Origin of the sequence: Polaromonas glacialis (genome assembly GCF_000709345.1) — a bacterium.
Classification (GTDB): Bacteria; Pseudomonadota; Gammaproteobacteria; order Burkholderiales; family Burkholderiaceae_C; genus Polaromonas; species Polaromonas glacialis.
In genome coordinates this window covers 4,041,013-4,064,186 of record NZ_KL448323.1, presented here as the reverse complement: position 1 = coordinate 4,064,186, position 23,174 = coordinate 4,041,013, and the positions used below count along the sequence as shown (strand labels likewise).

The following is a 23,174-nucleotide window of genomic DNA, read 5'->3' as shown; positions in this document are numbered from 1 at the left end:
CTTGCGGTTTCAATTCAGGCGGGGGTTGGGTTGTCCTGCAGGCGGAACCGGAACCGGCCGTCGTCGGTGCGGGCCAGCTCCAGCGTCTGCGTCGCCGGCAGCGTGACGCGCGCCACGGCCAGGTCGGCCTGCACCGGCAATTCGCGTCCGCCCCGGTCCACCAGCACCATCAGCCTGACGCTGGCGGGCCGGCCGTAGTCGAACAGCTCATTGAGCACGGCGCGAATCGTCCGCCCGGTGTAGAGCACGTCGTCCACGACGATCAGGTGCATGCCATTGACATCGAACGGCAGCACGGTCTGGCCGCTGGAGGCCAGCCCGCGCTGCGCAAAATCGTCGCGGTGCATGGACGACGACAGGATGCCAATGTCTTCGCTCAGCCCCAGGTCTTTTCGCAGGCGCTCTGCCAGCCAGGCGCCACCCGACGCCACGCCGACCAGTCGCGGCGGCTGCGGGCAAGCGGCCAGTTGCTGGCGCATGCCGCGCAGCAAATCGGCATACAGCGCCTCGGCGTCAAGAACCAAACTACTCATGGGGAAGACTCCTTAAAAATTGTTCGAGAATGATGCAGGCCGACGCGGCATCGGCGTCTTTGGCGCCACTGGCCAGCGCCTCGGTCGTGCTGTAGCGCTCGTCAACCTCGAACACCTGCAGGCCAAAACGACCGCGCAACTGGCGCGCAAACTTTTGCGCGCGCACGGTATTGTCGTGGCTCGCGCCATCGGGGTGAAACGGAACGCCGACTACCAGCGCATCGGGCTGCCATTCCTGGATGCGCGCCTGAATCAGCGGAAACCGCGCCGCCCCTTCGGCGCTGATGGTCGCCTGCGCCGAAGCCGTGCGGGTCAGGCTGTTGCCCGAGGCCACGCCGGTGCGCTTCAGACCGAAATCGAATGCCAGAAAAGTCTGCGGGCGTGCGACCCGATGCGGCCCTGGCGCCTGCCGCTCGCCCAATTGAAAACCATCGGGTTGCGCCAGGCTTTTCGGTTCATCCATGTCCGGCGACGGGGGAAATCATCCAGCTTTCAAGGCCGAGCAGCTTGAGCGCCTTGTCGTAGCGCTCCTCGACCGGCGTGTCAAAAATCACGCCCAGGTCGGCGGCCACCGTCAGCCAGCTGTTGTCGAGCAGTTCCGATTCAAGCTGGCCCTCGCCCCAGGCGGAGTAGCCGAGCGAGACAAACACCTTGCGCGGGCCGGCGCCGGTGGACAGCGCTTCGAGCACATCCTTGGACGTCGTCATTTCCAGCCCGCCCGGGATCGACATGGTCGAGGCATACACCGATTCGCTGCCCGGCAGCATGGATTCGTGCAGCACAAAGCCGCGCTCGGTCTGCACCGGTCCGCCCTGGAACACCGGGGTGGTCGTCAGGTCTTCGCGGCGCAGCGGCAATTCGACCTTGTCGAACAAGCCCTGGACATTGATGTCGCTGGGCTTGTTGATGATCAGGCCCAGCGCGCCGCGCTCGCTGTGCTCGCACATGTAGACCACGCTTTTTGAAAAGCCTTCATCCTCCAGCCCGGGCATGGCAATGAGAAAGTGGTGCGTGAGGTTGATCGAAGGTGGGGGTTCCGTGGCCATCGCTGGATTTTACGCGTTGCCTTGCGGCTGGCGTGGCACGCCGATTGGATGTATCCGCGGTCCGGGATCATTTTTCCCGGTGAAAAGGCATTCAGGCTTCAGGTCTGGGTTCTTTTCACTACCATCGACCGCATGCAAAAAAAATACAAGACAGGGCTGATGTGGTTCAGGCGGGATTTGCGGACCGAGGACAATGCGGCGCTTCACCATGCGCTCAAATCGTGCGAGCAGGTGTACTGCGCCTTTATTTTTGACCGTTCCATTCTGGATGCGCTGCCCAGGGCCGACCGGCGCGTGGAATTCATCCGCGAATCGCTGGTGGATTTGAACGGCCAGCTGGCGAAACTGTGTTCCACGGAGTCGGCACCTCCCGCCGGTTTGCTGGTGCGGCACGAGGCGGCAGGCAGCGCCCTGCCCGCGCTGGCGCGGCACGTGTCAGCAAATGCCGTGTTCACCAACCACGACGACGAGCCCTACAGCCTGGGGCGCGACGCGCAGGTTCAGGCTACGCTGGAAAGCCAGGGGGTGGCGTTTCACACCTTCAAGGACCATGTCATTTTTGAACGCCAGGAGGTGCTGACGCTGGCCGGAAAACCGTACAGCGTGTTCACGCCCTACAAGAATGCCTGGCTGAAAAAGGTCGATGCCTTTTACCTCAAGCCCTATCCGGTTGAAGAATACGCCGCCGCATTGGCGCCCTTGCCCGCGAACGAAGCACCTGACATGCCGTCGCTGGCCGAACTGGGGTTCAAAACCACTAACTTGTCAGCGCTCAGACTGCCGGCGGGCAACCAGGGCGGGAATGCGCTGTTTGAAGACTTCCTCGGTCGAATGGAAAATTACCGGGAAACCCGCGATTTTCCCGGCATCCGGGGTCCGAGTTACCTGAGCGTTCATTTGCGCTTCGGAACCGTCTCGATCCGAAAACTGGCGGCCTGTGCATTGGCGCAGCAAGCGGGCAATGAAGGCGCGGCCACCTGGCTCGGCGAGCTGATCTGGCGGGACTTTTACGCCCAGATCCTGTCGAACTTTCCACATGTTGCCGATAGTGCCTTCAAGCCCGAATACGACGCGGTTCAGTGGGAACAGGGCGAAAAGGCCGAGTCGCTGTTCCTTGCCTGGTGCGAAGGCCGGACCGGGTATCCACTGGTCGACGCCGCCATGGCCCAGCTCAACCAGACCGGCTACATGCATAACCGCCTGCGCATGGTGACGGCCAGCTTCCTGGTCAAGGACCTGGGCATCGACTGGCGCTGGGGCGAGCGTTATTTTGCCGAAAAGCTCAATGACTTTGACCTGGCGTCAAACAATGGCGGCTGGCAGTGGGCCGCCAGCACCGGCTGCGATGCCCAGCCCTATTTCCGCATCTTCAACCCCGTCAGCCAGAGCAAAAAGTTCGACGCTGACGGAAAGTTCATCCACCGGTACCTGCCGGTGCTGGCCCGGCTGCCCAAGCCTGCGCTGCACAGCCCCTGGCTGGCTTCCGGGGTGGAACTGATGGCCGCGGACGTGACACTGGGCAGCAACTACCCGATGCCGGTGGTCAGCCATGCTAGAGCACGGGCGCTGACCCTGCAGCGTTACGCGATCGTGAAAAAGGCCTGACGCTTACATGCTATTTTTTTAATAGCATACTACGCCCTACCCGCCTGCGCAAAAGGCCTTTTTAAACCGGAACAGCGGTCAGCACCGAGCAGTACTGCCGGATCAGCCCCAGCAACTCGTCTTCGGAGTAAGGCTTGCCCAGATAATGGTTCACGCCCAGTTCCACAGCATGCTCGTTGTGCTTTCCGGCAATACGCGACGTGATCATGATGATCGGCAGGCCTTTCATGCGCTCATCGGCCCGGATGTTGCGCGCCAGGTCAAAGCCGTCCATACGCGGCATTTCAATGTCCGAGAGCACCACGGCCGGGAGTTCTTCATGCAGCCTTTCGAGTGCCTGCAAACCGTCGGCGGCCATGACCACCCGATAGCCATCGCGCAACAGCATGCGCTGGGTCACACGGCGCACGGTGATGGAGTCATCGACCACCAGAATCAGGGGGGCTCGCGGCGCGGCCAGCGCCGGTGCAGTGATTCCCGTCGGGCGACCGCCAGCCTGTTCCAGGTAGTCCTTGCTCCACACCCGTGCCTGCTTGCCATAGACGGCGGCCAGTGCCACGGGGTTGTAGATCAGCACCACGGCACCAGACGGCAGCATGGACATGCCGGTCAGTCCTGGCAGTCCCGACAACTGGGGCCCGAGGTTCTTCACCACCACTTCGCGGTTGCCCAGCACCTCGTCGACGTGCATGGCGATCCGCTGGGCGGCGCTTCGGAAAACAACCACTGGCGTGGTCTTGGCCTGGGCTTCGCTGCTGAAATGCGAGGCCTGCAGCAAGGCGCCCGACCAGAAAAACGGCACGGACTCGCCGCTCACGTCAAGCATGCCGGAGCGGTAAGCCTGTTGCAGCTCGGCAGCGGTGGCGCGCCGCACGGTTTCCACCACGTTGGCCGGCACACCGACCGACATGCTGCCCGCGCGAAGCATCACCACCTGCGTCACGGCCGTGGTCAACGGCAGCACCATGGTGAATTCCGTGCCTTTGCCCGCAACGGTCGAGGTCTTGATCCGGCCACCGAGCGAAATCACCTCGCTTCGCACCACATCCAGGCCAATGCCACGCCCGGCCAGTTCGGTCACTTCCTGCGCGGTTGAAAAGCCGGGAAGGAAGATCAGATTGGCCGTGGCTTCATTGTCAGTGGACTGGCTGGCCGTCACAAGCCCTTGCTTGATGCCCTGCGCACGGATGCGGGCCAGGTCCAGGCCGGCGCCGTCATCACCCAGCTGCACGGAAATATCGTTGCCTTCTTGGCGAAGCTGGATGGTGATCAAGCCCACAGCGTCCTTGCCAGCGCGAATCCGATCCTGGGGCGCTTCGATTCCATGGGTCAAACAGTTGCGCAGCAGGTGCTCAAAGGCAGGCATCATGCGGTCCAGCATGCCCCGGTCCATTTCAAGGTTGCCTCCGTGCAGATCCAGGCGCACCTGCTTGCCGGTTTCCTTGGACGTTTGCCGTACCACGCGGTACAGCCGCTCGGAAACGCTTTCAAACTGCACCATTCGGGTGCGCAGCAAATCGCGCTGCAGTTCCCGCGCCTGGCGGCCCTGTGCGACCAGATCGTCTTCGGTCGCTTCAATGGTTCGCTGAATGGTGCGCTGGACGGTGGCCACGTCGTTCACCGACTCGGCCATCATGCGGGTCAGCTCCTGAACACGGGTGAAGCGGTCGAACTCCAGCGGATCGAAACCGGCCTTGGCTTCCTTCGCCAGCGCCAGGCGCGACTGCATCTGCGTTTCAGCCTGCAATTCGATGTCGCGCAGCTGCTGGCGCAACCGTGTCAGGCTGCCGGTCATGTCCGTCAGGGACATGCGCAACTGGCCCACTTCAGCCTCAAGGCGTGAACGGCTGATCATGACTTCACCGGCCTGGTTGACCATGCGGTCAAGCAACTGCGTGCGTACCCGTATGCTCGCATTGGCAGCCTGGCGCAAGGGCTGCATGACCATGGCTTGCGGCCCGGGGATTTCAATTTTTCTGGCATGGACATTAGCACTGGCGGCATAACGGGTGCTGTCGATTGCAGGGGAAATTTCAACATCATTTTCCTCGACATCATTTTTGGAAAGGAAGACATAAGGATCCTGCGGATCCGGTTCAATGGCAATGACAGGCAGGGTTTCAGCCTGGGTCGGCATGGCCTGCGGCGTTGCCGCATCGAGACGGCGCAAACGCTCAAACGCGTTTTGCATCCCGTCAAAACGGGTCAACAGGAATTCAATCTCCTGGCTGGCAGGCGCATGCGAGCCAATCGACGTGAGCTCGGACTCGATGCGGTGGGCCATTTCCCCAAGGCGCATCGCCCCGGCAAGGCGTGCACTGCCTTTGAGGGTGTGCAGCACGCGCGACACTTCCGACCGGGGTCCGGAGTCAGCCGGCGCCCGTGCCCATTGGCGCAGGGCCGAACCCAGACGAGGCATGAGCTCGGCGCACTCCTCCTCAAAAATCGGAAACAGGTCAAGGTCGATGACGTCGACGGCGTCGATATCATCGATGTCATCGATGTCGTCATACGCTGCCTGGCTGATGACCCTGCCAAGTCTCGAAAGAGAACTTTCTGCGGGCAGGGGCAAGTCGGCGTTATTGGCAGGTATCAGGTCATCAAATCCGCCAAGCACGGCGTCGTCTGTTTCCGGAAAAACCGAGTCGGAAAACTCTAGCCCGGCCAGCCGCTCAAGGATGCCAGGCAGGGGCTGCTTGAGGAAACCGGCTGCAAACTGGTTCAGCAAGCGGCGTACGTCCTCGGACGCTTCGATGAACAAGCGACCGTAGGCACTGGCGCAATGACTGTGGTGGTTGCGGGAATTTTCAAGCGCATGTTCCAGCGCACGCGCCAGGTCGGACAAGGCCATAAAACCCACCGTTGCAGAACTTCCTGCCAGTGAATGGGCGAGCGCCACGCTGGAAGCGCTGATGGGCTGATGGCTTTCAAGTGCCCATTCGGCCACTTCAATGACCAGGCGGCGCGACCATTCGTCAGCTTCATTCACATACACGTTGTAAAGCGGAATGCCTATGCGCAAGCCATCGATGACCTTGATCGCGTCATCTTCTCTTTCCGTCTCGTCAGGCTGTCCGCTTTCGTGCGCTGGTTCCTGCCTGGTGCCGCTGTTGTCTGCTGGAATACCAGAAGGTGTTTCGGGCAGGAACGCAGCATCCGAAACACTGGACGCATTGACAGAATCCGCAACTGTAGCCAGAGCGCTACTTTCGAAGGCCATGGGGAACAAGCTGTCGAAATCCAGTTCTTCGAGTTCGACGGGAACAAGATCGGCTTGTCCGGCCGACCGGGAGGTCGCTGCGATGCCGGTTTCTTCTTCAAAGAAGAACTCGGACATGGGCTCGCTCTCGAAGCCAGTCCCGATCCGGGGGGCGGTCTGCGAAACAGGCACGTCGCCCAGAGAGAGAATTTTCTGCACCTTGCCAGACTGACCAGAAAGGTCCAGAGCAAGGTAACGACCGTCCGTACGCATGGCTTGTGCGCTGTCGCAAAACGCAAGGGCTGACCACGCGCCGTCTTGGTTTCCCTCGATATCTCCGATCCAGCGCTCCAGGCCGGCCATGACCTCGCTGCACAAAGCACGAAATTTGCTGCTCGCCGCATTCTGGTCAGCCAGCCAGCTATTGAGCAATTGCTCCATAGCCCAGGAGGCTTCGCCAAACTCGTCCAGCCCGACCATTCGGGCACTTCCCTTGAGTGTATGGAAGGCGCGCCGCAATACCGTCAGCTGCTCCAGGTCGTCAGGATGGCTTTCCAGCATGGCGATGGCAAGCATGGCATGGCCGGCGACTTCACGGGCTTCCTCAAGGAAGATATCGCGTAAATCGTCTTCTTCAAAATCGATGGAAGCCGGCGTCTCAAGCGTCGCTGGCGGCAAGGACAGTTCAATGGCCATCGTGCCGGTCAGTGCCGGGGCGTCAGCCGGCAGATGCAACACAGCCTCGTCCGCAAGCGGCGCAACCACGCCCTCCAGGCTTGACACTGCGTCAAGACGGGCGCCAGGCAGCTCATGCAAAGTCTTGTCAGTGGTTTTCTCCACGGCAACGACAGGGTTCGGCGAAAGCGGCTCGATGTTCACCGTGATGCTCGAAGCAGCATCGCCGGCAGCTGGCGGACGTCCCATCAAGGAGGTTAGCTGGTCTTTTTCCTCATCGTAAACAAACAGTTTTTTCACCAGCGCTGGCTGGTAATTGAGCATGTCGATGAGGAAACTTAAGACCCCCAGATTGTTGCCCAGTTGCTCGAAGGTTCCTGCCGCGCGCACCTGTTGATCATCGATCTCGGTGTCGAGCATTTGCTCGACAGTGCCCTTCATTTGCAAAACAGCCCGGGAAGCCTGGTCAAGGCCCAGCACCGACAGTACGCCACGCATCTGCGCCAACTGTCTTGGCACCGGTTGCAGACGGGTCTTGTCACGCGAATCGCGAAAAAACAGATCGAGCGAGCTTTCAACCTCAGCCAGCGCGACGCGCAGTTCGCTCACCACGCTGCTCATCGTCTGTTTGTCGCTGACCCGACGGTACAACTCCTCCATCCAGGCTTCAAGCGGCTGGGGCGCTCCGCCATCAATGACGTCTTCAAGCCGCTCTGCCAGACTGGCGGTCCGGATCGCCAGTTGTGGATCGGAAGGATCGAGGTCATCGAACACGGCTTCAAGATAAAGCATGGAAGTGGCGACTTCCATTGCCATCGCAATAGCGGGCACCTGCTTTCTGCTTTCCGTGGTTTCAATTGCCCGGGCCAGCGCCTGCGCAAGCGGCTCACTGGCTGCATGAAGTTTTCGCAGCGAATCAGTCACCAGGCTGAACTGGTCGGCTACCTGCTTGATTTTTGTGATTTCACCCGCGCACAGGGAAGACCAGGCATCCTTGGCCAGAACAATGCGCTTGCGCGCCTGTGCCAGCAGCGCGGGGTCAAAGCGGCCGAATTGAACCAGTTCATAGTCCACGGGCTTAAAACGGGCCAGGCCATAGGCAAAGCGCACAGCCGAAAGCACCGGCGTGTCGCTGGCACGGCCGGACACCGCCTGAAAGCAGAAGAACAGCAGATCCAGGACCAGCCGCTCCGGGATGGCGGCCTCGCCTCGGGACAAGGCGGCGTATTGCAACAGGACTCGGGAGGCGGCTCGCCTGACGTAAAGGTCGGAACCTAGCAGGTTGTGGGCAATGGCCTCGAAAAACCCGGCGGCAAGCAGCCAGAAAATTCTTGGCTGCCGTTGGGTCTGGCCCGCTGCGAATCCGAGGCCTAGATCCCTGAGGCTGGCGGCGGCTTGCGGAGCCTTGCCTTTCATCAGTTGCAAAATGGCCTTGTCGAGCATTTCACGCGCATCGTCGCCGTAGGAATGCGGCTCGGGCATTGGGGACACTTCCGGCTCAAGCCAGCGCCACTCGTAGGACCACAAATCGGCAGGATGAATGCGGTCGGCTCGCACCAGCTCCTGAACATCGCGGTATTGGGGAAACAGGGACACGGCGGAAAATGGCTTGTCGGCCAGTATGCCTTCGAGATACTCTGTCAAGGCGAAGCTGGCGTACTCGATTTTGGCAACTGCGTCCTGGCTGCACAGCTCTGGCTGCTGTACGAACTTTTGTACAGCGACTTCCATGGCGCGGAGCACTATGGCAGGCTCCGCAAGGCCGACCACTTCCAGGACGCCAACGGCTTGATGGAGTTGCTGGCGCGCGGCACGCAGCTGGCTGGCGTCCATCGCAGCCAGATCGGAACCGCGCGCGGCCTCAGTCTCTTTTGTAAATCGCCTGAGCGCCTTGGTGGCAGCCTCCAGCGATTTGCACAGTTCATTGAGCACCCAGGCCAGCGGGCCCAGGTCATTCATGACGACATCGGGTTTGGCGGCAATTGAATTCGTGACCATGGGGTGCATAAATAACAGGCAGGTTCAGGAATCGGCGTTCGCAGTCAGGGGCTTGGCGAGGGGCATCACACGATCTTGAATCGGGACACCGACTGCCGGAGATCTTCAGCCATACGGGAAAGATCGCGCACCTGCTGCGCCGTGGAACGGGTGCCTTCTCCCGTTTGCTCGGTCACTACGAAAATATGCTGGATGTTGTCGGCCACCACATTGGCCGAAGCCGCTTCCCTGGAGGCGGAATCGGAAATCTGCTCAATCAGTTCGGCCAGACGACGCGACACCTGGTCAATTTCACTCAATGCCGTGCCGGCGTTGTCGGAGAGCTTCGCGCCTTCGACCACACCTTGGGTCGAGCGCTCCATGGCGGCTACTGCATCCTGGGTATCGGTCTGAATGGCCTTGACCAGCACCGAAATCTGCCGGGTCGCATCGGCGGAACGTTCAGCCAGGCGCTGCACTTCCTCGGCCACCACAGAGAAACCCCGGCCCGCCTCGCCCGCCGACGCAGCCTGAATGGCTGCGTTGAGCGCCAGTACATTGGTCTGCTCGGTAATGTCCGAAATCAGTTCGGTGATTTCACCAATTTCCTGGGACGACTCACCAAGGCGCTTGATGCGCTTGGAGGTTTCCTGGATCTGGTCACGAATGGAATTCATGCCGCCAATGGCGTTTTGCACCGCCTGCAGACCGGACTCGGCCGCCGACAGCGACTGGCGGGCTACCAGCGACGATTCCTGAGCCTGGGTGGACACTTCATTGATTCGGGTGGCCATGTCAAGTACCGACTGGCCGGTTTCACGAATCTCTCGCAGTTGCTGAGTCGAAGCTGCAAGAAGTTCCGTGGAAGTGTTTTCCACCCGCGCAGTCGTCTGCGCAACCCGGGTCGCCGTGTCCTGCACATTGCCAACCAGGAGGCGCAATTCTTCTACGGTGTAGTTGACCGAGTCGGCGATGGCGCCGGTGATGTCTTCGGTCACGGTGGCCTCCTGCGTCAGGTCGCCCTCGGCGACATTCTGCAATTCATTCATCAGGCGCAAGATGGCGGCTTGGTTGGCGTCATTGACGCGCTTGGCATCCTGCTCCTGGCTCTTGGCATCTTGCCGCTGACCTTCAGCCACAGCCTGGCGCTGCTGGCTGTCAATCACCTGCAGGCGAGCCAGGCCTGCTGCGCACAGCAGGGCAACAACGGCTGCGGCAACCAGGGTCGCAAGCGGCACTATGCCCATACCCGTCTGGGAAGACAGCTTTTCCTGCAAATCCTCAAGATCACGACGCAGGGGTTCACTGTCGGCAATGATGGCTGTCTGGGCTTCCCGGGCTGACACCAGGCCTTGAAGATTGCCCAGAATGGCGCCAGCCTGGACGCGCGTTTGTTCGTAAAGCGCGATCAGGGCTGTAAGGCTTTCTCGCGTCTGCGTGTCCTTTGATGCGCCCAGACGCAACTCGGGGCTGCCATCGAGCAGGCCCTGGGCAATTTCCTTGAAGGAATTCAGGTCCTTGCCCAGCAGGAAGACCGCCTCGGGGCTGACGCCTTCCATGGTCAGGAACTCGTTGGCGGACTTGCCGATCCGCTGGGTCAGCATCACCAGTTGGCCGGACGCGGAAATCTCTGTCGGCGCGGCATTTTGCTGAAGCTTGAGCGAAGAAACCGTTTCGGCAATTTCGAGCAGGTCGGAGGACTGCCGGTTGATGGTGCGCAAGGCCTCACCCACCTGAAGCAGGATGGCTTTTTGGCCCATCACGGTATTTGCATTCTGCTCGGCCCGTTCGACCAGCGGCGTGACCTTTGTCACTTCAGGCTGCAACGCGTCACTGACCGGGGACAGGCGCAGGGTGTCGTCGCCCGATTTCATTCCGGCCACTGTCTTGCTGAGGACATCGGCGCTCTCACGCACATCAGGGAAGGCCTGGGCACTGCCGACCAGTGCCTGCGAAGCCGATTTGGCGAGGCGCTGGGACTGCATCAGCGCTTGTCCCGTTGCCGCCACCTGCTGCGCGACACGGTCAGACTTGCTGAGTGCAAAAAATGTAACCCCCGCCAGGGCAGCAACGGCAAGCGCAAGTACCACGACCAGTATCTTCTGGTGTTCCCCAAGCGGCCGTACACCCAGCACGGGAAGGCTGAGAAGTTCGGTATTCATCAGCACGCCGTCTTCCGTAACAGCCATACCGCTGGATGAAAAAATCTCCTCTTGCGCTTGCGCGACTCCAGCCCGGCCGCGTTCCGTTGTGGTGCCGGCAACAGCCCCATCCGTCATGCCAAAAGCGCTCGTACTGTCGTCAGGCCGGTCTGACTTCGTTTTAAACAGCTTCTGGATATTTTCTAGAACAGACATGAATGAGCCTTCATAAAACGGGTAAAACGTATGCCAAGATGCACTAGGCGGCAATGGTCAGGAAATCAACCTGTTGCGCAAGCAGCTGCAGATTGATTTCCTGCCAGCTAGCGCCATTGAGATCGATGTACTGGTTTCCAAAAAATGCACCGGCGCCGGCCTCGGGAGCAGAAAAATCGATGAAGTCATCCTGCTTGCGCAGGCCTGCCAGTTTGTCGATCCGCAAGACACAATTGACTTCAAGAGCGCTATTGAGCGAAACCAGGCGCGACTCGGTGCGAGCAAGTTCATTTCTGGAACCGGATGCCTGTCCGCATACAAATCCGGCCAGATCCACCACGCCATAAAGACCGCCGCGCAAGCTGGCCACACCCAGAAACCAGGAATGTGTGTAGGAAACCGGCTGGACTCCGGCCCAGGGAAAAATTTCTCCTGACTGGTCCAGCGGGAAAAGGTATTTTTTCTCACCAGCCTCGACGGCCAGCCAAGAGGGCGCGATGCCCTGTGTTTTGGCAAGCTGCAATCGCTCTGCCAAACGCATTTGCAACTCTTTGAGGGCTTGTCTGTTTGCCATGGTGTGGTTTTACGCCAAATCTTAACCAAGAGCCTTGATTTTGGCCATTAGTTCGCTGGCATTGACCGGTTTGGTGATGTAGTCACGCGCACCCTGGCGCATGCCCCAGACCCGGTCGGTTTCCTGGTTTTTACTGGTGCACATCATGATGGGGATATCCGCATACAGAGGGTCACGCGCGATGGCGCGGGTCAGCTGGAAGCCGTTTTGACCAGGCATGACCACATCCATGAGAATCAACTCCGGCTTTTCCTCGGCCAGCCGGCGAAAAGCGTCTTCCGCATTTTCCGCTGTCTTGACGCTGAAGCCGTTTTTCACCAGCAAATCGGTCAGGAACATCAATTCGGTTTTCGAGTCGTCCACCACCAGCACTTTATTGATTGCCATTAAATTTCCCTTTGTTTTGCAGAGCCCAAAGCCTGTACGGTTTGCAGCAGTTGATCTTTGGTGAATGGCTTGGTCAGGTAGTCCTGCGAGCCCGCCATGCGTCCGCGTGCCTTGTCGAATACGCCATCCTTGGACGACAGCATCACAATCGGCACATTCGAAAATTTGGCATTGCGTTTGATAATTGCACAGGTCTGGTAGCCATCGAGGCGTGGCATCAGGATGTCGCAAAAAATGAGGTCGGGCTCGAAGTCATTGACCTTGGACAGGGCATCAAAGCCGTCTTCCGAGAGCAACACCTCATGGCCTCCCTGCTTGAGGAAGATTTCTGCGCTGCGCCTGATCGTATTGCTGTCGTCGATGACCAATACCTTCAAACTGGAACTGGAAATGCTCACTGTGTTACTCCTGTTTTGCAGCCGCCGAAGCAGTTGGATTCACTGTGGCCATGTTTTTCAGCAAGCAAGCCTGATGCCTACATCTGAACCATTTCAAAGTCTTCCTTGCGTGCCCCGCATTCAGGACATGTCCAGTTCATCGGAACCTGGCTCCATGGCGTACCCGCAGCAATGCCATGTTCGGGCGAACCCAGCGCCTCATCGTAAATCCACCCACAGATCAAACACATCCAGGTCATTGATTGAGTCACAGCTTAAATTGCCTTCAAATAGAATGCAACAATTGTATCTAGATGGTGTTGCTAATTTGCGCACAGGGCAAAATCATAGTCTATGGCAAACCTCCACACACCTGAACTGGACAGCCGGCAACTCCAGATCGAGGACAGCGATGCGTCCCCGGCGTGCGTCATGACGTTCAACGCCAATGACCCGAGCGGCGCAGGCGGCCTCACGGCGGACATCACGGCCATCACGTCGGCAGGCGCCCATCCACTGGCCATCGTCACGGGCACGTACCTGCGCGACACGGCGGAAATATTCGACCACTTGGCGTTTGACGACGAGGCCGTCACCGAGCAGGCCCGCGCCGCGCTGGAAGACATGCCGGTGGCCGCCATCAAGGTCGGTTTTGTCGGCAGTCCGGAGAACATCAGCACGATTGCCGAGATTGCATCCGACTACTCGGACGTGCCACTGGTGGCCTACATGCCCAGCCTGTCCTGGTGGGACGAAAGCGAGATCGACAGCTACCTCGATGCCTTTCGCGAACTGATGCTGCCGCAAGTTACCCTGTTGATCGGCAATCACAGCACGCTTTGGCGCTGGCTGCTGCCCGACTGGTCCACCGAACGCAGCCCATCGGCCCGCGACATCGCCAAGGCGGCTGCCGCGCTGGGCGTTCCCTACACGCTGGTGACCGGCATGCCGCTGCCGGACCAGTTCATCGACAACGTGCTCGCCACGCCGCAGGCCGTGCTTTACAGCGAAAAATTCGAGCGTTTCGAGGCGGTTTTCGAAGGGGCTGGCGAAACGCTGTCGGCCGCCCTGTGTGCCCTGCTGGCCAACGGCCACGACCTGCAGGCCGCCACGTCCGAAGCGCTGACCTACCTGGACCACAGCCTGGACGCCGGCTTTCACCCCGGCATGGGCCATATCATTCCGGACCGCCTGTTCTGGGCGCAGGCCGAGCTCGATGAAGAGCCTGACGACGAAACGGCCGCTGGCACCGACGATGCCGACCTGACTTCCCATCCACCTCTCGAATTCCCCCCCAATGGAACAACCAAACACTAAGCCTCCTCTCTCCACGACCATGTCCCGCAACGCATCCCTGTTCGAACGCGCCCAAAAACTGATTCCCGGCGGCGTCAACTCGCCGGTCCGGGCCTTCAGGGCCGTAGGCGGCACCCCGCGCTTTATACAACGCGCGCAGGGCGCCTACTTCTGGGACGCCGACGGCCAGCGCTACATCGACTACATCGGCTCGTGGGGGCCGATGATCCTGGGCCATGGCCATCCGGCGGTGGTGGAAGCCGTGCAGAAAGCCGTGCTCGAAGGCTTTTCCTACGGCGCGCCGACCGAGCGCGAAGTCGAGATGGCCGAGGAAATCGTCAAGCTCGTGCCGTCGATCGAAATGGTGCGGCTGGTCAGTTCCGGCACCGAGGCGACGATGAGCGTGATCCGGCTGGCGCGCGGCGCAACCGGGCGCAACAAGATCATCAAGTTCGAAGGCTGCTACCACGGCCACTCCGACGCCCTGCTGGTCAAGGCCGGCTCGGGCCTGGCGACCTTCGGCAGCCCGACCAGCGCCGGCGTTCCGCCCGAGGTGGTCAAGGACACCCTGGTGCTGGAATACAACCACATCGCCCAGCTCGAAGAAGCCTTTTCGCTGCATGGCCGGGAAATTGCCTGCCTGATGATCGAGCCGATTGCCGGCAACATGAACTTCGTGCGCGCCAGCGTCCCGTTCATCCAGCGCTGCCGCGAACTCTGCACGCAATACGACACGCTGCTGGTGTTCGACGAGGTGATGACCGGCTTTCGGGTGGCGCTGGGCGGCGCGCAAAGCGTCTATGCGCAAAGCATTCCAGGCTTCAAGCCGGACCTGACCGCGCTGGGCAAGGTGATTGGCGGCGGCATGCCGATGGCGGCCTTTGGCGGAACCCGCGCCGTGATGGAACATCTGGCGCCCATTGGCGGGGTTTACCAGGCGGGAACCCTGTCGGGCAACCCGATCGCCACCGCCTGTGGCCTGGCCACGCTGCGCGAAATCCAGAAACCTGGTTTTTACGAGGCGCTGGGCGCGCGCACCAGCAGCCTTGTGGAGGGCCTGACGAATGCGGCGCATCAGGCCGGCGTGCCTTTTTGCGGCGACAGCGAAGGCGGCATGTTCGGCTTTTTCCTGCTGGGCACGCTGCCGCAGAACTATCCGCAGGTCATGAAGACAGACGGCCCGGCCTTCAACCGCTTTTTCCACGCCATGCTCGACAGCGGCGTGTATTACGCGCCTGCGCTCTACGAAGCCGGCTTTGTCAGCGCGGCGCACACGGCCGAGGACATCGACGCCACGGTGGACGCGGCAAGCCGGTTTTTCTCTAGCCTCTGAACGGGAGTAACGGTTGGGGTGGAATCATCCACGCGCCGTTGCTTGCTATGAATAAAATAGCTGCTTGCGCATACCCAGCGTGCGCAAACACCTTCTTTCTTATAAAAAAAGCGGCCACGGCCGCTTTTTTTGATTCCAGGCCAGCGATTCGCCAGCGCCAGGCTCAATGCCTGAAATGGCGCACGCCGCTCAGGACCATGACCACGCCGCGCTCGTCGGCGGCATCGATCACTTCCTGGTCGCGCATCGAGCCGCCGGGCTGAATCACGCACGTCGCGCCGGCATCGACCACCACGTCAAGCCCGTCGCGGAACGGGAAGAACGCATCGCTCGCCACCGCCGTGCCCTTGAGCGACAGGCCGGCGTGCTCAGCCTTGATGCTGGCGATGCGCGCCGAATCGAGGCGGCTCATCTGGCCGGCGCCGACGCCCATGGTCATGCCGCCGGCGCAGAACACGATGGCGTTGGACTTGACGTACTTGGCGACGGTCCAGGCGAACAGCAGGTCCTGCAGCTGCCCGGGCGTGGGCTGGAGCTTGCTGACCACCTTCAGGTCGGAAAGCTGCAGCTCATGGTTGTCGGCGGTCTGCATCAGGAGGCCCGAACCGACGCGCTTGATGTCGATCAGGTTGCGGCCCTGCGCCCAGGCGGTCGCGCCGCCGGGCGGCAGGTCGATCTGCAGGATCCGCACGTTGACCTTGGTCTTGAACACTTCCAGCGCCTCGGGCGTGAAGCTTGGCGCCATCAGCACTTCGACGAACTGCTTCGAAATTTGTAGCGCCGCGCGCTCGTCCACCGTGCGGTTGAGGGCAATAATGCCGCCAAATGCCGAGGTCGGGTCGGTCTTGAAGGCCTTGCTGTAAGCCTCCAGTGCATCGGCGCCCACGGCCACGCCGCAGGGGTTGGCATGCTTGACGATGACACAGGCCGATTCGCTGAAGCTCTTGACACACTCCCAGGCGGCGTCGGCGTCGGCGATGTTGTTGTACGACAGTTCCTTGCCCTGCAGTTGTTTTGCGGTGACCAGCGAGCCCGGCGCCGGGTGCAAATCGCGGTACAGCGCGGCCTGCTGGTGCGCGTTTTCGCCGTAGCGCAGGTCCTGCAGCTTGGTGAACTGGCTGTTGGACTGGCCGGCGAACAGCGCGCGCTCGGGCACATAGTCCGGAGCGAGCTTGCCGGCGTCAAACGTGACCGACGACAAATAGTCGCTGATGGCGCCGTCGTACTGGCTGATGCGGTTGAACGCGGCGACCGACAGGGCAAATTTGGTCTGGTCGGTGAGCTTGCCGTCGGCCTGCAGTTCGGCCAGCACGCTGGCGTATTGCGACGCGTCGGTCAGCACGCCGACATCCTTCCAGTTCTTGGCCGCCGAGCGCACCATGGCCGGGCCACCGATGTCGATGTTTTCAATCGCGTCTTCCAGCGTGCAGCCGGGCTTGGCCACGGTCGATTCAAACGGGTAGAGGTTGACCACGAGCAGGTCGATGGTGTCGATGCCGTGGGTTTGCAGCGCCGCCATGTGCTCGGGCAGGTCGCGCCGCGCCAGCAGGCCGCCGTGGACTTTCGGGTGCAGCGTCTTGACCCGGCCGTCCAGCATTTCCGGAAAACCGGTGTGGTCGGCCACTTCGGTCACGGGCAGGCCGGCGTCCGCCAGCAGTTTGGCGGTGCCGCCGGTGGACAGCAGCTTGATGCCCAGCGCGTGCAGCGCCTGGGCGAATTCAAGGATGCCGGTTTTGTCGGAAACGGAAATCAGGGCGTTCATGGGGTTCTTTTGTGGGGAAAACAGAGTAACGGGTCTGGAGAAAACCGGCCTACTTGATGAGCTTGTGCTCGACCAGCTTCTTGCGCAGGGTGTTGCGGTTCAGGCCCAGCCATTCGGCGGCGCGCGACTGGTTTTGCTCGGCATGCTGCATGACCACTTCCAGCAGAGGCTTTTCGACCACGCGGACCATCATGTCGTACATGCCGCCCGGCGCGGTGCCGCCGAGGTCGGTGAAATAGCCTTCCAGGCTGGTACGCACACATTCCTCCAGGTTGATTTTGCTCATGGTGCAGCTTCCTCCTTCTTTTTATCGTTGTTCATCAATTCTTCTACCGTGGCATTGGGGTCATGCAAAGCGGCCGGGATGCGGTCCATGCGCTCGCCCAGGCCGTCAAAAAATTCGTTCACCGCTTCCAGTTGCGCACGGCAATCCTCCAGGGCGTTCATGCGGCCGCGAAACGCCTCCCCGCCGGGCAGCGTCCGGACATACCAGCCAATGTGCTTGCGCGCCGTGCGCACGCCAGAATATTCGCCGTAGAGCTGGTAATGGTCGAGCAGGTGGTCGAGCAGCAGGCGCTTGACGTCGGCGACCAGCGGCGGCGCCAGGTGGCGGCCGGTCGCCAGGAAATGCGTCAGCTCGCGAAAAATCCAGGGCCGGCCCTGCGCGGCGCGGCCGACCATCAGCGCATCGGCGCCGGTGTAGACCAGCACGTCGCGCGCTTTTTCCGGGCTGTCGATGTCGCCGTTGGCCACCACCGGGATGCGCAGCGCGGCCTTGACCTCGGCGATGGTGTCGTATTCGGCCAGGCCCTTGTAGCCCTGCTCGCGGGTTCGGCCATGCACGGCGATCATCTGCACGCCGGCGCTTTCGGCGGCGCGGGCAATCGTCAAGGCATTCTTGTGGGTTTGCGCCCAGCCGGTGCGCATCTTGAGCGTGACCGGAACACCATGCGGCTGGCAGGCGGCCACCACCGCCTCAATGATCTGCAGCGCCAGGGTTTCGTCCTGCATCAGTGCCGAACCGGCCCATTTGTTGCAGACCTTCTTGGCCGGGCAACCCATGTTGATGTCGATGATCTGCGCGCCCCGGTCGAGGTTGTAGGCGGCGGCGTCGGCCATCATTTGCGCGTCGGTGCCGGCGATCTGCACGGCAATCGGCGCCGCTTCGCCGTCATGGTTGGCGCGGCGCGAGGTTTTCAGCGTGTCCCACAAATCGCGGCGCGAAGTCACCATCTCGCTGACCGCGTAGCCGGCGCCAAGCTTCTTGCACAGCTGGCGGAATGGCCGGTCCGTGACGCCGGCCATGGGCGCGACAAACACATTGTTTGCCAAGGCATAGGGACCGATGTTCATGGGGGAGTGAAAGCCTGGGGGTTGCCGAAAAAGGAGGCACGATTGTAGCTGCCCAAAATTTCAGCACTTGAAATCCGGGCGCGAAATTTGTAAATCCAGGGCGCCAGCTTGCGGCGCCTGGCCTGCCTATACTCAGGCCCCTATGCAAGCCTGGATTCAACACCTGATCGAACTGCTGGCGCTGCCCGAATTCGGGCTGAGCACGGTATTTATCGTCTCATTCATCTCGGCGACGCTGCTGCCGCTGGGCTCCGAGCCGGTGGTCTTCGGGCTGGTCAAGCTCAACCCGGCGATGTTCTGGCCGGCCGTGCTGGTCGCCACCGCCGGCAACACGCTGGGCGGCGCGCTGGACTGGTGGATTGGCTTTGGCGCGCACCGGGTGGCCGACAAGTACACGCATTCATCGCACCACGGCCGCGCCGTGCGCTGGCTGGAAAAGCTCGGCCCCAAGGCTTGTTTGCTGGCCTGGCTGCCCGTCGTCGGCGACCCGCTGTGCGCCGTGGCTGGCTGGCTGAAGTTTCCATTCTGGCCGTGCCTGGCCTACATGGCCGTCGGCAAGTTCATGCGTTATTTTTTGATGACCGGCAGCCTGATCTGGGCATTCCCGGGCGTGATCGGCAATTGAGCCTGGTTCAAAAGCGCTCGTAGGGCATCAGGTAGCGCCACTGGCCAGGAGGCAACTGGCTGAGCGGCATGCGTCCGACGCGCAGCCGCTTCATCGATTCAATCTTCAAGCCCACGCCATCGCACATGTAGGCGATCTGGCCGGGCACTTCGCCCTTGAGCGCAAAGCGCAGCCGCTTTTCGCTCTGCCAGCTGACCTTGGCCGGCGGCAGCAGCGCGCCCCGGTAGGTAAAGCCATGGTCGATGCGGTTCAGGCGTTCCAGGCCGCCGGGCTTGACCTCGCCGCTGACCTCGACCACCACCTCGTGTTCCAGCACCCGGGCGTCTTCGCGCAGCTTGCGCACCACGCGCCAGTCGCCGGAAAAGACCACCAGTCCGCTGGCCGCCGTCGCCAGCGGCGTGAGCAGTTCGGCGCCGGAGAAATGCTTTCTCAAAGGCCGGATGCCCGAACGGTCATCGGAGGCATGGTTGGCGGCCGTCAGCAGCCGGGCGGCAGTCTTGCCGGCGGAGGCATTGGCGTCGCCCGGCGGAATGCTGGCTTCGTAGCCGGCCGGCTTGTGCAGCAGGATGGTCACCGGCGTCAAGGCCAGCAGGCTGGCGTCGGGCGACACCACGATGGCCTGGTTGCCGACGCGGAACTGGGGCTCTTCCACCACCACGCCATCGACCGTGACAAAGCCGCCCTCGATGTACTGTTCGGCCTCGCGGCGTGAGCAAGCCAGCATTTCAGCGAGGCGTTTGGCGAGTCGTACCGGTTCGGTCATGGCTGCAGGCGTCCTGGTGTGTCCGGTTGAAATAAAACTGAACGCTATCAAATAAATAGCTACTTGCGCCCGTGAATAGTGCGCAAATAGCCAATAATGCTTAAAAATTGGCAGGCGCCGGTAGCTTCCGGGAGCCGCCCGCCAGTGCAGGCTTCAGGAGCTGAACAGGAAGTTCATCACGTCGCCATCCTTGACGACGTATTCCTTGCCTTCGGCGCGCATCTTGCCCGCGTCCTTGGCGCCCTGCTCGCCCTTGAAGGCGATGAAGTCGTCAAACGCGATGGTCTGGGCGCGGATGTAGCCCTTCTCGAAATCGGTGTGGATCACGCCGGCGGCCTGCGGGCCGGTGTCGCCGACATGGATGGTCCAGGCGCGCACCTCCTTCACGCCGGCGGTGAAATAGGTCTGCAGGCCGAGCAGCTTGTAGGCGGCGCGGATCAGGCGACTCAAGCCCGGCTCGCTCTGGCCGAGTTCTTCGAGGAACATCTGGCGGTCTTCGTCGTCCATCTCGGCCATCTCGGCTTCCATCTTGGCGCTGATGGCGACCACCGGCGCGTTCTGCGACTCGGCGTAGGCTTTCAGCCGGTCGAGGAAGGGGTTGTTCTCGAAACCGTCCTCGGCCACGTTGGCGACGAACATCGCCGGCTTGGCGGTGATCAGGAAAAATTGCTGCAGCAGCGGCAGCTCGTCCTTGCTGAAGTCGAGCGTGCGCACCGGCCTGGCTTCGTTCAGCGCGGCCTGGCATTTCTCCAGGATGGCGACGAGCTTGGCCGAGTCCTTGTCGCCCGAGCGGGCGAGCTTGCCCACGCGGTGCAGGGCTTTTTCGACCGCCGCCAGGTCGGCCAGGCACAGTTCGGTCTGGATCACCTCGATGTCGTCGATCGGATCGACCTTGCCGGCGACGTGGATCACGTTGTCGTCTTCAAAGCAGCGCACCACGTTGACAATGGCGTCGGTTTCGCGGATGTGCGCCAAGAACTTGTTGCCCAGGCCTTCGCCGGTGCTCGCGCCGGCAACCAGGCCGGCAATATCGACAAACTCGACAATCGCGCGCTGGACCTTTTGCGGGTTGACGATGGCCGACAGCGCATCGAGCCGCGCGTCAGGCACCTCGACGATGCCCACATTGGGCTCTATAGTGCAGAAAGGGTAGTTTTCCGCTGCGATGCCCGCTTTGGTCAACGCATTGAACAGGGTGGATTTTCCGACGTTGGGCAAGCCAACGATGCCGCACTTCAAACTCATCAATATTCCTTAGAAATCATTACGCCATTGCCCCCGCCGAGCACCAGGCGATGTCGTGGAGCGGCCCGACGTGGACCTGCAGGAGGCTTCAGGGCTGGGGACAACCCCGTCCGGACCCTGTGCATGTACCCGGCTTTGTACCGGGTTTTGTCCGGAAAGAACTGCGGCAATTGTAATGAGTCGTCAGGCCCGGGCTCGCGCGGCGGGCCGCACCGATTCATCCTTTCCCGCCCTCCCGGTCTTCCCAGTCCACCCACGGCACCTGCATGGCCTTGAGATAGCCGCTCACGGCCTGGCCCAGCGTGGCAAAGAAGCGCTGCTCGCCCAGCGTCGAGAAAAGACCGAAACGCTTGAGCTTGTCCTTGACCGGGTCCTTCATTTCCGCAAAGCACAGCTCGATGCCGGCGGCGCGCAAGGTGCGGTCGAGTTCTTCCAGCATGTCAGCGGCGGTGACATCCACGCTGGTGACCGGCTCGGCGCTGACGACCAGCCAGCGCACGGGTGTCGGCGACGCGGCCACGGCGTCCAGCGCATGGTCCCGGAACAGCTCGGCATTGGCGAAGAACAGCGGCGCATCCCAGCGGAACAGCACCAGCCCCGGAACGATGCGGGCGTGCGGGTAGCGGCTGATGTCGTGGTAGCCCTTGACGCCATCGACCCGGCCCAGCACCGCGAAATGCGGGCGCCAGCCGTCCCACAGGAACTCGATGACGGCCATCACGATCGCCAGGGCGATGCCCTCGATGGCACCGAGCACCGCCACGCCGGCCATGCAGGCGATGGACAGCCAGAACTCCCAGCGCTGGATGCGGTAGATGCGGCGCAGGTCCTGGACCTCGATCAGCGCGATGGCCGAAGCAATCACCACGGCGGCCAGCGTGGCGGTGGGCAGGTTGCCGAGCAGGCTGGGCGCCACCAGCAGCAGCCCGGCCACCGCGACGGCCCCGACGACGCCCGCCAGCTGGGTCCTGGCCCCGGCCGCCTCGGCCACCGGCGTGCGCGAAGCGCTCGCGCTGATCGGAAAGCCCTGGAAGATGCCCGCCGCCAGGTTCGCCATCCCCAGGCCGACCATTTCCTGGTTCGGGTCGACAAAAGTGCCTGCGCGCGCTGCATACACGCGCGACAGCACGCTGGTGTCGGCAAACGACACCAGCGCCACGGCCAGTCCCCCGAGCAGGACGGGGAAGATGTCGCTGGACGAGATCAAGGGAAACGCCAGCGCTGGCAATCCCTGGGGAAGCGCACCGAGGACCGACACGCCCGCGCGCGTGGCCAGGTCCAGTGCGGCGACGGTGGCGGTCGCGCCGACCACGGCGATCAGCACGCCCGGCAGGCGTTTGCTGCGCTTGAGCCCGAAAATCACCGCCAACGTACACAAGCCGAGCAGCAGCGCGGCCCCGTTGGTCCTGCCGGCCATGACTGCCTGGCCAAACGCCAGGGTTTTGTCCAGCAGCCCGTCGCCCCGGACCGAAAAGCCGAACAGCGCAGGCAGCTGGCTGACCAGCACGGTCAGCGCAATGCCGTTCATGTAGCCGTAGCGGATCGGCTTGGAGAGCAGTTCGGTGACAAAGCCCAAACGCGCCGAGCCCGCCGCGATGCACAGGACGCCGGAAACCACCGCCATCATTCCCGCCAGCGCCAGCGCACGCTGCGGATCGCCCCCGGACAGTGGCAGCACGACGCCCAGGATGAGGGCCACGAGCGAAGAATCCGGGCCCAGCACCAGCACCCGGCTGGGGCCGAACAGCGCGTAGGCCAGCAGGCCGAAGATGGTCGCGTACAGCCCCGAAATGGCCGGCAGGCCGGACGCCACCGCATACGCGATGCCGACCGGCACCAGCACGGTGGTCAGCACCAGGCCGGCCACCAGGTCATGGCGCAGCCAGGCCATCTGGTAGTGGCGCAAGGCCCGCAAACCCGGCAGCCAGCGCAGCCAGCCGGTCGCTGGCGCGGGGCGCGCCAAGCGGGCATGTTCCGGCGGTGCGGACGGGGGTGTGGAATCGCTCATCAACTGGGTCGGACGGTCAGCCGCCCGTCAAAAACACGGGACGGCCGGGTAGCGGATAG

Annotated in this window: 19 protein-coding genes; 4 read left to right on the top strand and 15 right to left on the bottom strand. The window is 62.0% G+C overall.

Annotated elements, in window-relative coordinates:
• Window positions 1–14: 14 nt before the first annotated feature.
• Genes pyrR through EC86_RS0119805 form a run of 3 tightly spaced genes read right to left on the bottom strand, consistent with a single transcriptional unit; the run spans window position 15 to window position 1,579 of the window.
• The gene (gene pyrR, locus EC86_RS0119815) at window positions 15–533 is read right to left on the bottom strand and encodes a bifunctional pyr operon transcriptional regulator/uracil phosphoribosyltransferase PyrR (protein WP_029527616.1); all 519 of its coding nucleotides are present in this window, start codon (window positions 531–533) and stop codon (window positions 15–17) included.
• The gene (gene ruvX, locus EC86_RS0119810) at window positions 526–996 is read right to left on the bottom strand and encodes a Holliday junction resolvase RuvX (RefSeq protein ID WP_051676079.1); all 471 of its coding nucleotides are present in this window, start codon (window positions 994–996) and stop codon (window positions 526–528) included. The genes pyrR and ruvX overlap by 8 nt, the downstream gene beginning before the upstream one ends.
• Window positions 989–1,579: a YqgE/AlgH family protein gene (locus EC86_RS0119805; RefSeq protein ID WP_029527614.1), complete on the bottom strand. Its 591-nt coding sequence runs from the start codon at window positions 1,577–1,579 to the stop codon at window positions 989–991. Before EC86_RS0119805 ends, ruvX begins: the two co-directional genes overlap by 8 nt.
• Window positions 1,580–1,711: 132 nt before the next feature.
• On the opposite strand from EC86_RS0119805, the gene EC86_RS0119800 reads away from it, so the two are divergent.
• Window positions 1,712–3,184, top strand: coding sequence for a cryptochrome/photolyase family protein (locus EC86_RS0119800; RefSeq protein WP_029527613.1), 1,473 nt, complete (start codon window positions 1,712–1,714; stop codon window positions 3,182–3,184).
• Window positions 3,185–3,245: 61 nt separating this feature from the next.
• Here EC86_RS0119800 and EC86_RS0119795 read toward each other — a convergent pair whose 3' ends face one another.
• The 6 genes from EC86_RS0119795 to EC86_RS27940 all read right to left on the bottom strand — a co-directional run bounded on the left by EC86_RS0119795 (window position 3,246) and on the right by EC86_RS27940 (window position 13,002).
• Window positions 3,246–9,065, bottom strand: coding sequence for a hybrid sensor histidine kinase/response regulator (locus EC86_RS0119795; RefSeq protein ID WP_029527612.1), 5,820 nt, complete (start codon window positions 9,063–9,065; stop codon window positions 3,246–3,248).
• 56 nt (window positions 9,066–9,121) lie between these two features.
• On the bottom strand, window positions 9,122–11,392 hold the full coding sequence (locus tag EC86_RS0119790; RefSeq protein ID WP_029527611.1) for a methyl-accepting chemotaxis protein: 2,271 nt from the start codon (window positions 11,390–11,392) through the stop codon (window positions 9,122–9,124).
• A gap of 43 nt (window positions 11,393–11,435) precedes the next feature.
• Window positions 11,436–11,966, bottom strand: coding sequence for a chemotaxis protein CheW (locus EC86_RS0119785; protein WP_029527610.1), 531 nt, complete (start codon window positions 11,964–11,966; stop codon window positions 11,436–11,438).
• Between the two features lie 21 nt (window positions 11,967–11,987).
• On the bottom strand, window positions 11,988–12,353 hold the full coding sequence (locus EC86_RS0119780; RefSeq protein ID WP_029527609.1) for a response regulator transcription factor: 366 nt from the start codon (window positions 12,351–12,353) through the stop codon (window positions 11,988–11,990).
• Window positions 12,353–12,751 (bottom strand): response regulator, encoded by a 399-nt coding sequence (locus EC86_RS0119775; RefSeq protein WP_029527608.1) that lies wholly within the window; start codon window positions 12,749–12,751, stop codon window positions 12,353–12,355. The genes EC86_RS0119780 and EC86_RS0119775 overlap by 1 nt, the downstream gene beginning before the upstream one ends.
• A gap of 77 nt (window positions 12,752–12,828) precedes the next feature.
• On the bottom strand, window positions 12,829–13,002 hold the full coding sequence (locus tag EC86_RS27940; RefSeq protein WP_084181462.1) for a rubredoxin: 174 nt from the start codon (window positions 13,000–13,002) through the stop codon (window positions 12,829–12,831).
• Between the two features lie 82 nt (window positions 13,003–13,084).
• Here EC86_RS27940 and thiD point away from each other — a divergent pair, with 82 nt between their 5' ends.
• The gene (gene thiD, locus EC86_RS0119770; RefSeq protein ID WP_029527607.1) at window positions 13,085–14,047 is read left to right on the top strand and encodes a bifunctional hydroxymethylpyrimidine kinase/phosphomethylpyrimidine kinase; all 963 of its coding nucleotides are present in this window, start codon (window positions 13,085–13,087) and stop codon (window positions 14,045–14,047) included.
• Complete coding sequence (gene hemL, locus EC86_RS0119765; RefSeq protein ID WP_029527606.1) at window positions 14,028–15,359, top strand: glutamate-1-semialdehyde 2,1-aminomutase; 1,332 nt, start codon at window positions 14,028–14,030, stop codon at window positions 15,357–15,359. Before thiD ends, hemL begins: the two co-directional genes overlap by 20 nt.
• Window positions 15,360–15,522: 163 nt before the next feature.
• Here hemL and purH read toward each other — a convergent pair whose 3' ends face one another.
• Genes purH through dusB form a run of 3 tightly spaced genes read right to left on the bottom strand, consistent with a single transcriptional unit; the run spans window position 15,523 to window position 18,474 of the window.
• Window positions 15,523–17,121, bottom strand: a complete 1,599-nt coding sequence (gene purH, locus EC86_RS0119760; protein WP_029527605.1) for a bifunctional phosphoribosylaminoimidazolecarboxamide formyltransferase/IMP cyclohydrolase — start codon at window positions 17,119–17,121, stop codon at window positions 15,523–15,525.
• A gap of 49 nt (window positions 17,122–17,170) precedes the next feature.
• On the bottom strand, window positions 17,171–17,407 hold the full coding sequence (locus EC86_RS0119755; RefSeq protein ID WP_029527604.1) for a helix-turn-helix domain-containing protein: 237 nt from the start codon (window positions 17,405–17,407) through the stop codon (window positions 17,171–17,173).
• The gene (gene dusB / locus EC86_RS0119750) at window positions 17,404–18,474 is read right to left on the bottom strand and encodes a tRNA dihydrouridine synthase DusB (protein WP_029527603.1); all 1,071 of its coding nucleotides are present in this window, start codon (window positions 18,472–18,474) and stop codon (window positions 17,404–17,406) included. Before dusB ends, EC86_RS0119755 begins: the two co-directional genes overlap by 4 nt.
• 142 nt (window positions 18,475–18,616) lie before the next feature.
• On the opposite strand from dusB, the gene EC86_RS0119745 reads away from it, so the two are divergent.
• A complete protein-coding gene (locus EC86_RS0119745; RefSeq protein ID WP_029527602.1) occupies window positions 18,617–19,099 on the top strand; it encodes a YqaA family protein in 483 nt (160 codons plus the stop codon).
• Window positions 19,100–19,106: 7 nt separating this feature from the next.
• On the opposite strand, the gene EC86_RS0119740 is transcribed toward EC86_RS0119745, so the two are convergent.
• From EC86_RS0119740 to EC86_RS0119730, 3 genes are all read right to left on the bottom strand, one after another.
• Window positions 19,107–19,862 (bottom strand): RNA pseudouridine synthase, encoded by a 756-nt coding sequence (locus EC86_RS0119740; RefSeq protein WP_029527601.1) that lies wholly within the window; start codon window positions 19,860–19,862, stop codon window positions 19,107–19,109.
• Window positions 19,863–20,015: 153 nt separating this feature from the next.
• Window positions 20,016–21,107, bottom strand: a complete 1,092-nt coding sequence (gene ychF / locus EC86_RS0119735; protein WP_029527600.1) for a redox-regulated ATPase YchF — start codon at window positions 21,105–21,107, stop codon at window positions 20,016–20,018.
• A gap of 217 nt (window positions 21,108–21,324) precedes the next feature.
• Window positions 21,325–23,115 (bottom strand): SulP family inorganic anion transporter, encoded by a 1,791-nt coding sequence (locus tag EC86_RS0119730; protein WP_029527599.1) that lies wholly within the window; start codon window positions 23,113–23,115, stop codon window positions 21,325–21,327.
• Window positions 23,116–23,174: the final 59 nt, after the last annotated feature.

What these genes read in the sequence shown, in the direction of transcription:
- EC86_RS0119740 (WP_029527601.1), bottom strand. Translation starts at nt 19,862, where the DNA reads ATGACCGAACCGGTACGACTCGCCAAACGCCTCGCTGAAATGCTGGCT.
- dusB (WP_029527603.1), bottom strand. Translation starts at nt 18,474, where the DNA reads ATGAACATCGGTCCCTATGCCTTGGCAAACAATGTGTTTGTCGCGCCC.
- EC86_RS0119745 (WP_029527602.1), top strand. Translation starts at nt 18,617, where the DNA reads ATGCAAGCCTGGATTCAACACCTGATCGAACTGCTGGCGCTGCCCGAA.
- EC86_RS0119805 (WP_029527614.1), bottom strand. Translation starts at nt 1,579, where the DNA reads ATGGCCACGGAACCCCCACCTTCGATCAACCTCACGCACCACTTTCTC.
- hemL (WP_029527606.1), top strand. Translation starts at nt 14,028, where the DNA reads ATGGAACAACCAAACACTAAGCCTCCTCTCTCCACGACCATGTCCCGC.
- ruvX (WP_051676079.1), bottom strand. Translation starts at nt 996, where the DNA reads ATGGATGAACCGAAAAGCCTGGCGCAACCCGATGGTTTTCAATTGGGC.
- thiD (WP_029527607.1), top strand. Translation starts at nt 13,085, where the DNA reads ATGGCAAACCTCCACACACCTGAACTGGACAGCCGGCAACTCCAGATC.
- EC86_RS0119785 (WP_029527610.1), bottom strand. Translation starts at nt 11,966, where the DNA reads ATGGCAAACAGACAAGCCCTCAAAGAGTTGCAAATGCGTTTGGCAGAG.
- EC86_RS0119730 (WP_029527599.1), bottom strand. Translation starts at nt 23,115, where the DNA reads ATGAGCGATTCCACACCCCCGTCCGCACCGCCGGAACATGCCCGCTTG.
- ychF (WP_029527600.1), bottom strand. Translation starts at nt 21,107, where the DNA reads ATGAGTTTGAAGTGCGGCATCGTTGGCTTGCCCAACGTCGGAAAATCC.
- pyrR (WP_029527616.1), bottom strand. Translation starts at nt 533, where the DNA reads ATGAGTAGTTTGGTTCTTGACGCCGAGGCGCTGTATGCCGATTTGCTG.
- EC86_RS0119790 (WP_029527611.1), bottom strand. Translation starts at nt 11,392, where the DNA reads ATGTCTGTTCTAGAAAATATCCAGAAGCTGTTTAAAACGAAGTCAGAC.
- purH (WP_029527605.1), bottom strand. Translation starts at nt 17,121, where the DNA reads ATGAACGCCCTGATTTCCGTTTCCGACAAAACCGGCATCCTTGAATTC.
- EC86_RS0119755 (WP_029527604.1), bottom strand. Translation starts at nt 17,407, where the DNA reads ATGAGCAAAATCAACCTGGAGGAATGTGTGCGTACCAGCCTGGAAGGC.
- EC86_RS0119800 (WP_029527613.1), top strand. Translation starts at nt 1,712, where the DNA reads ATGCAAAAAAAATACAAGACAGGGCTGATGTGGTTCAGGCGGGATTTG.
- EC86_RS0119780 (WP_029527609.1), bottom strand. Translation starts at nt 12,353, where the DNA reads ATGGCAATCAATAAAGTGCTGGTGGTGGACGACTCGAAAACCGAATTG.
- EC86_RS0119795 (WP_029527612.1), bottom strand. Translation starts at nt 9,065, where the DNA reads ATGCACCCCATGGTCACGAATTCAATTGCCGCCAAACCCGATGTCGTC.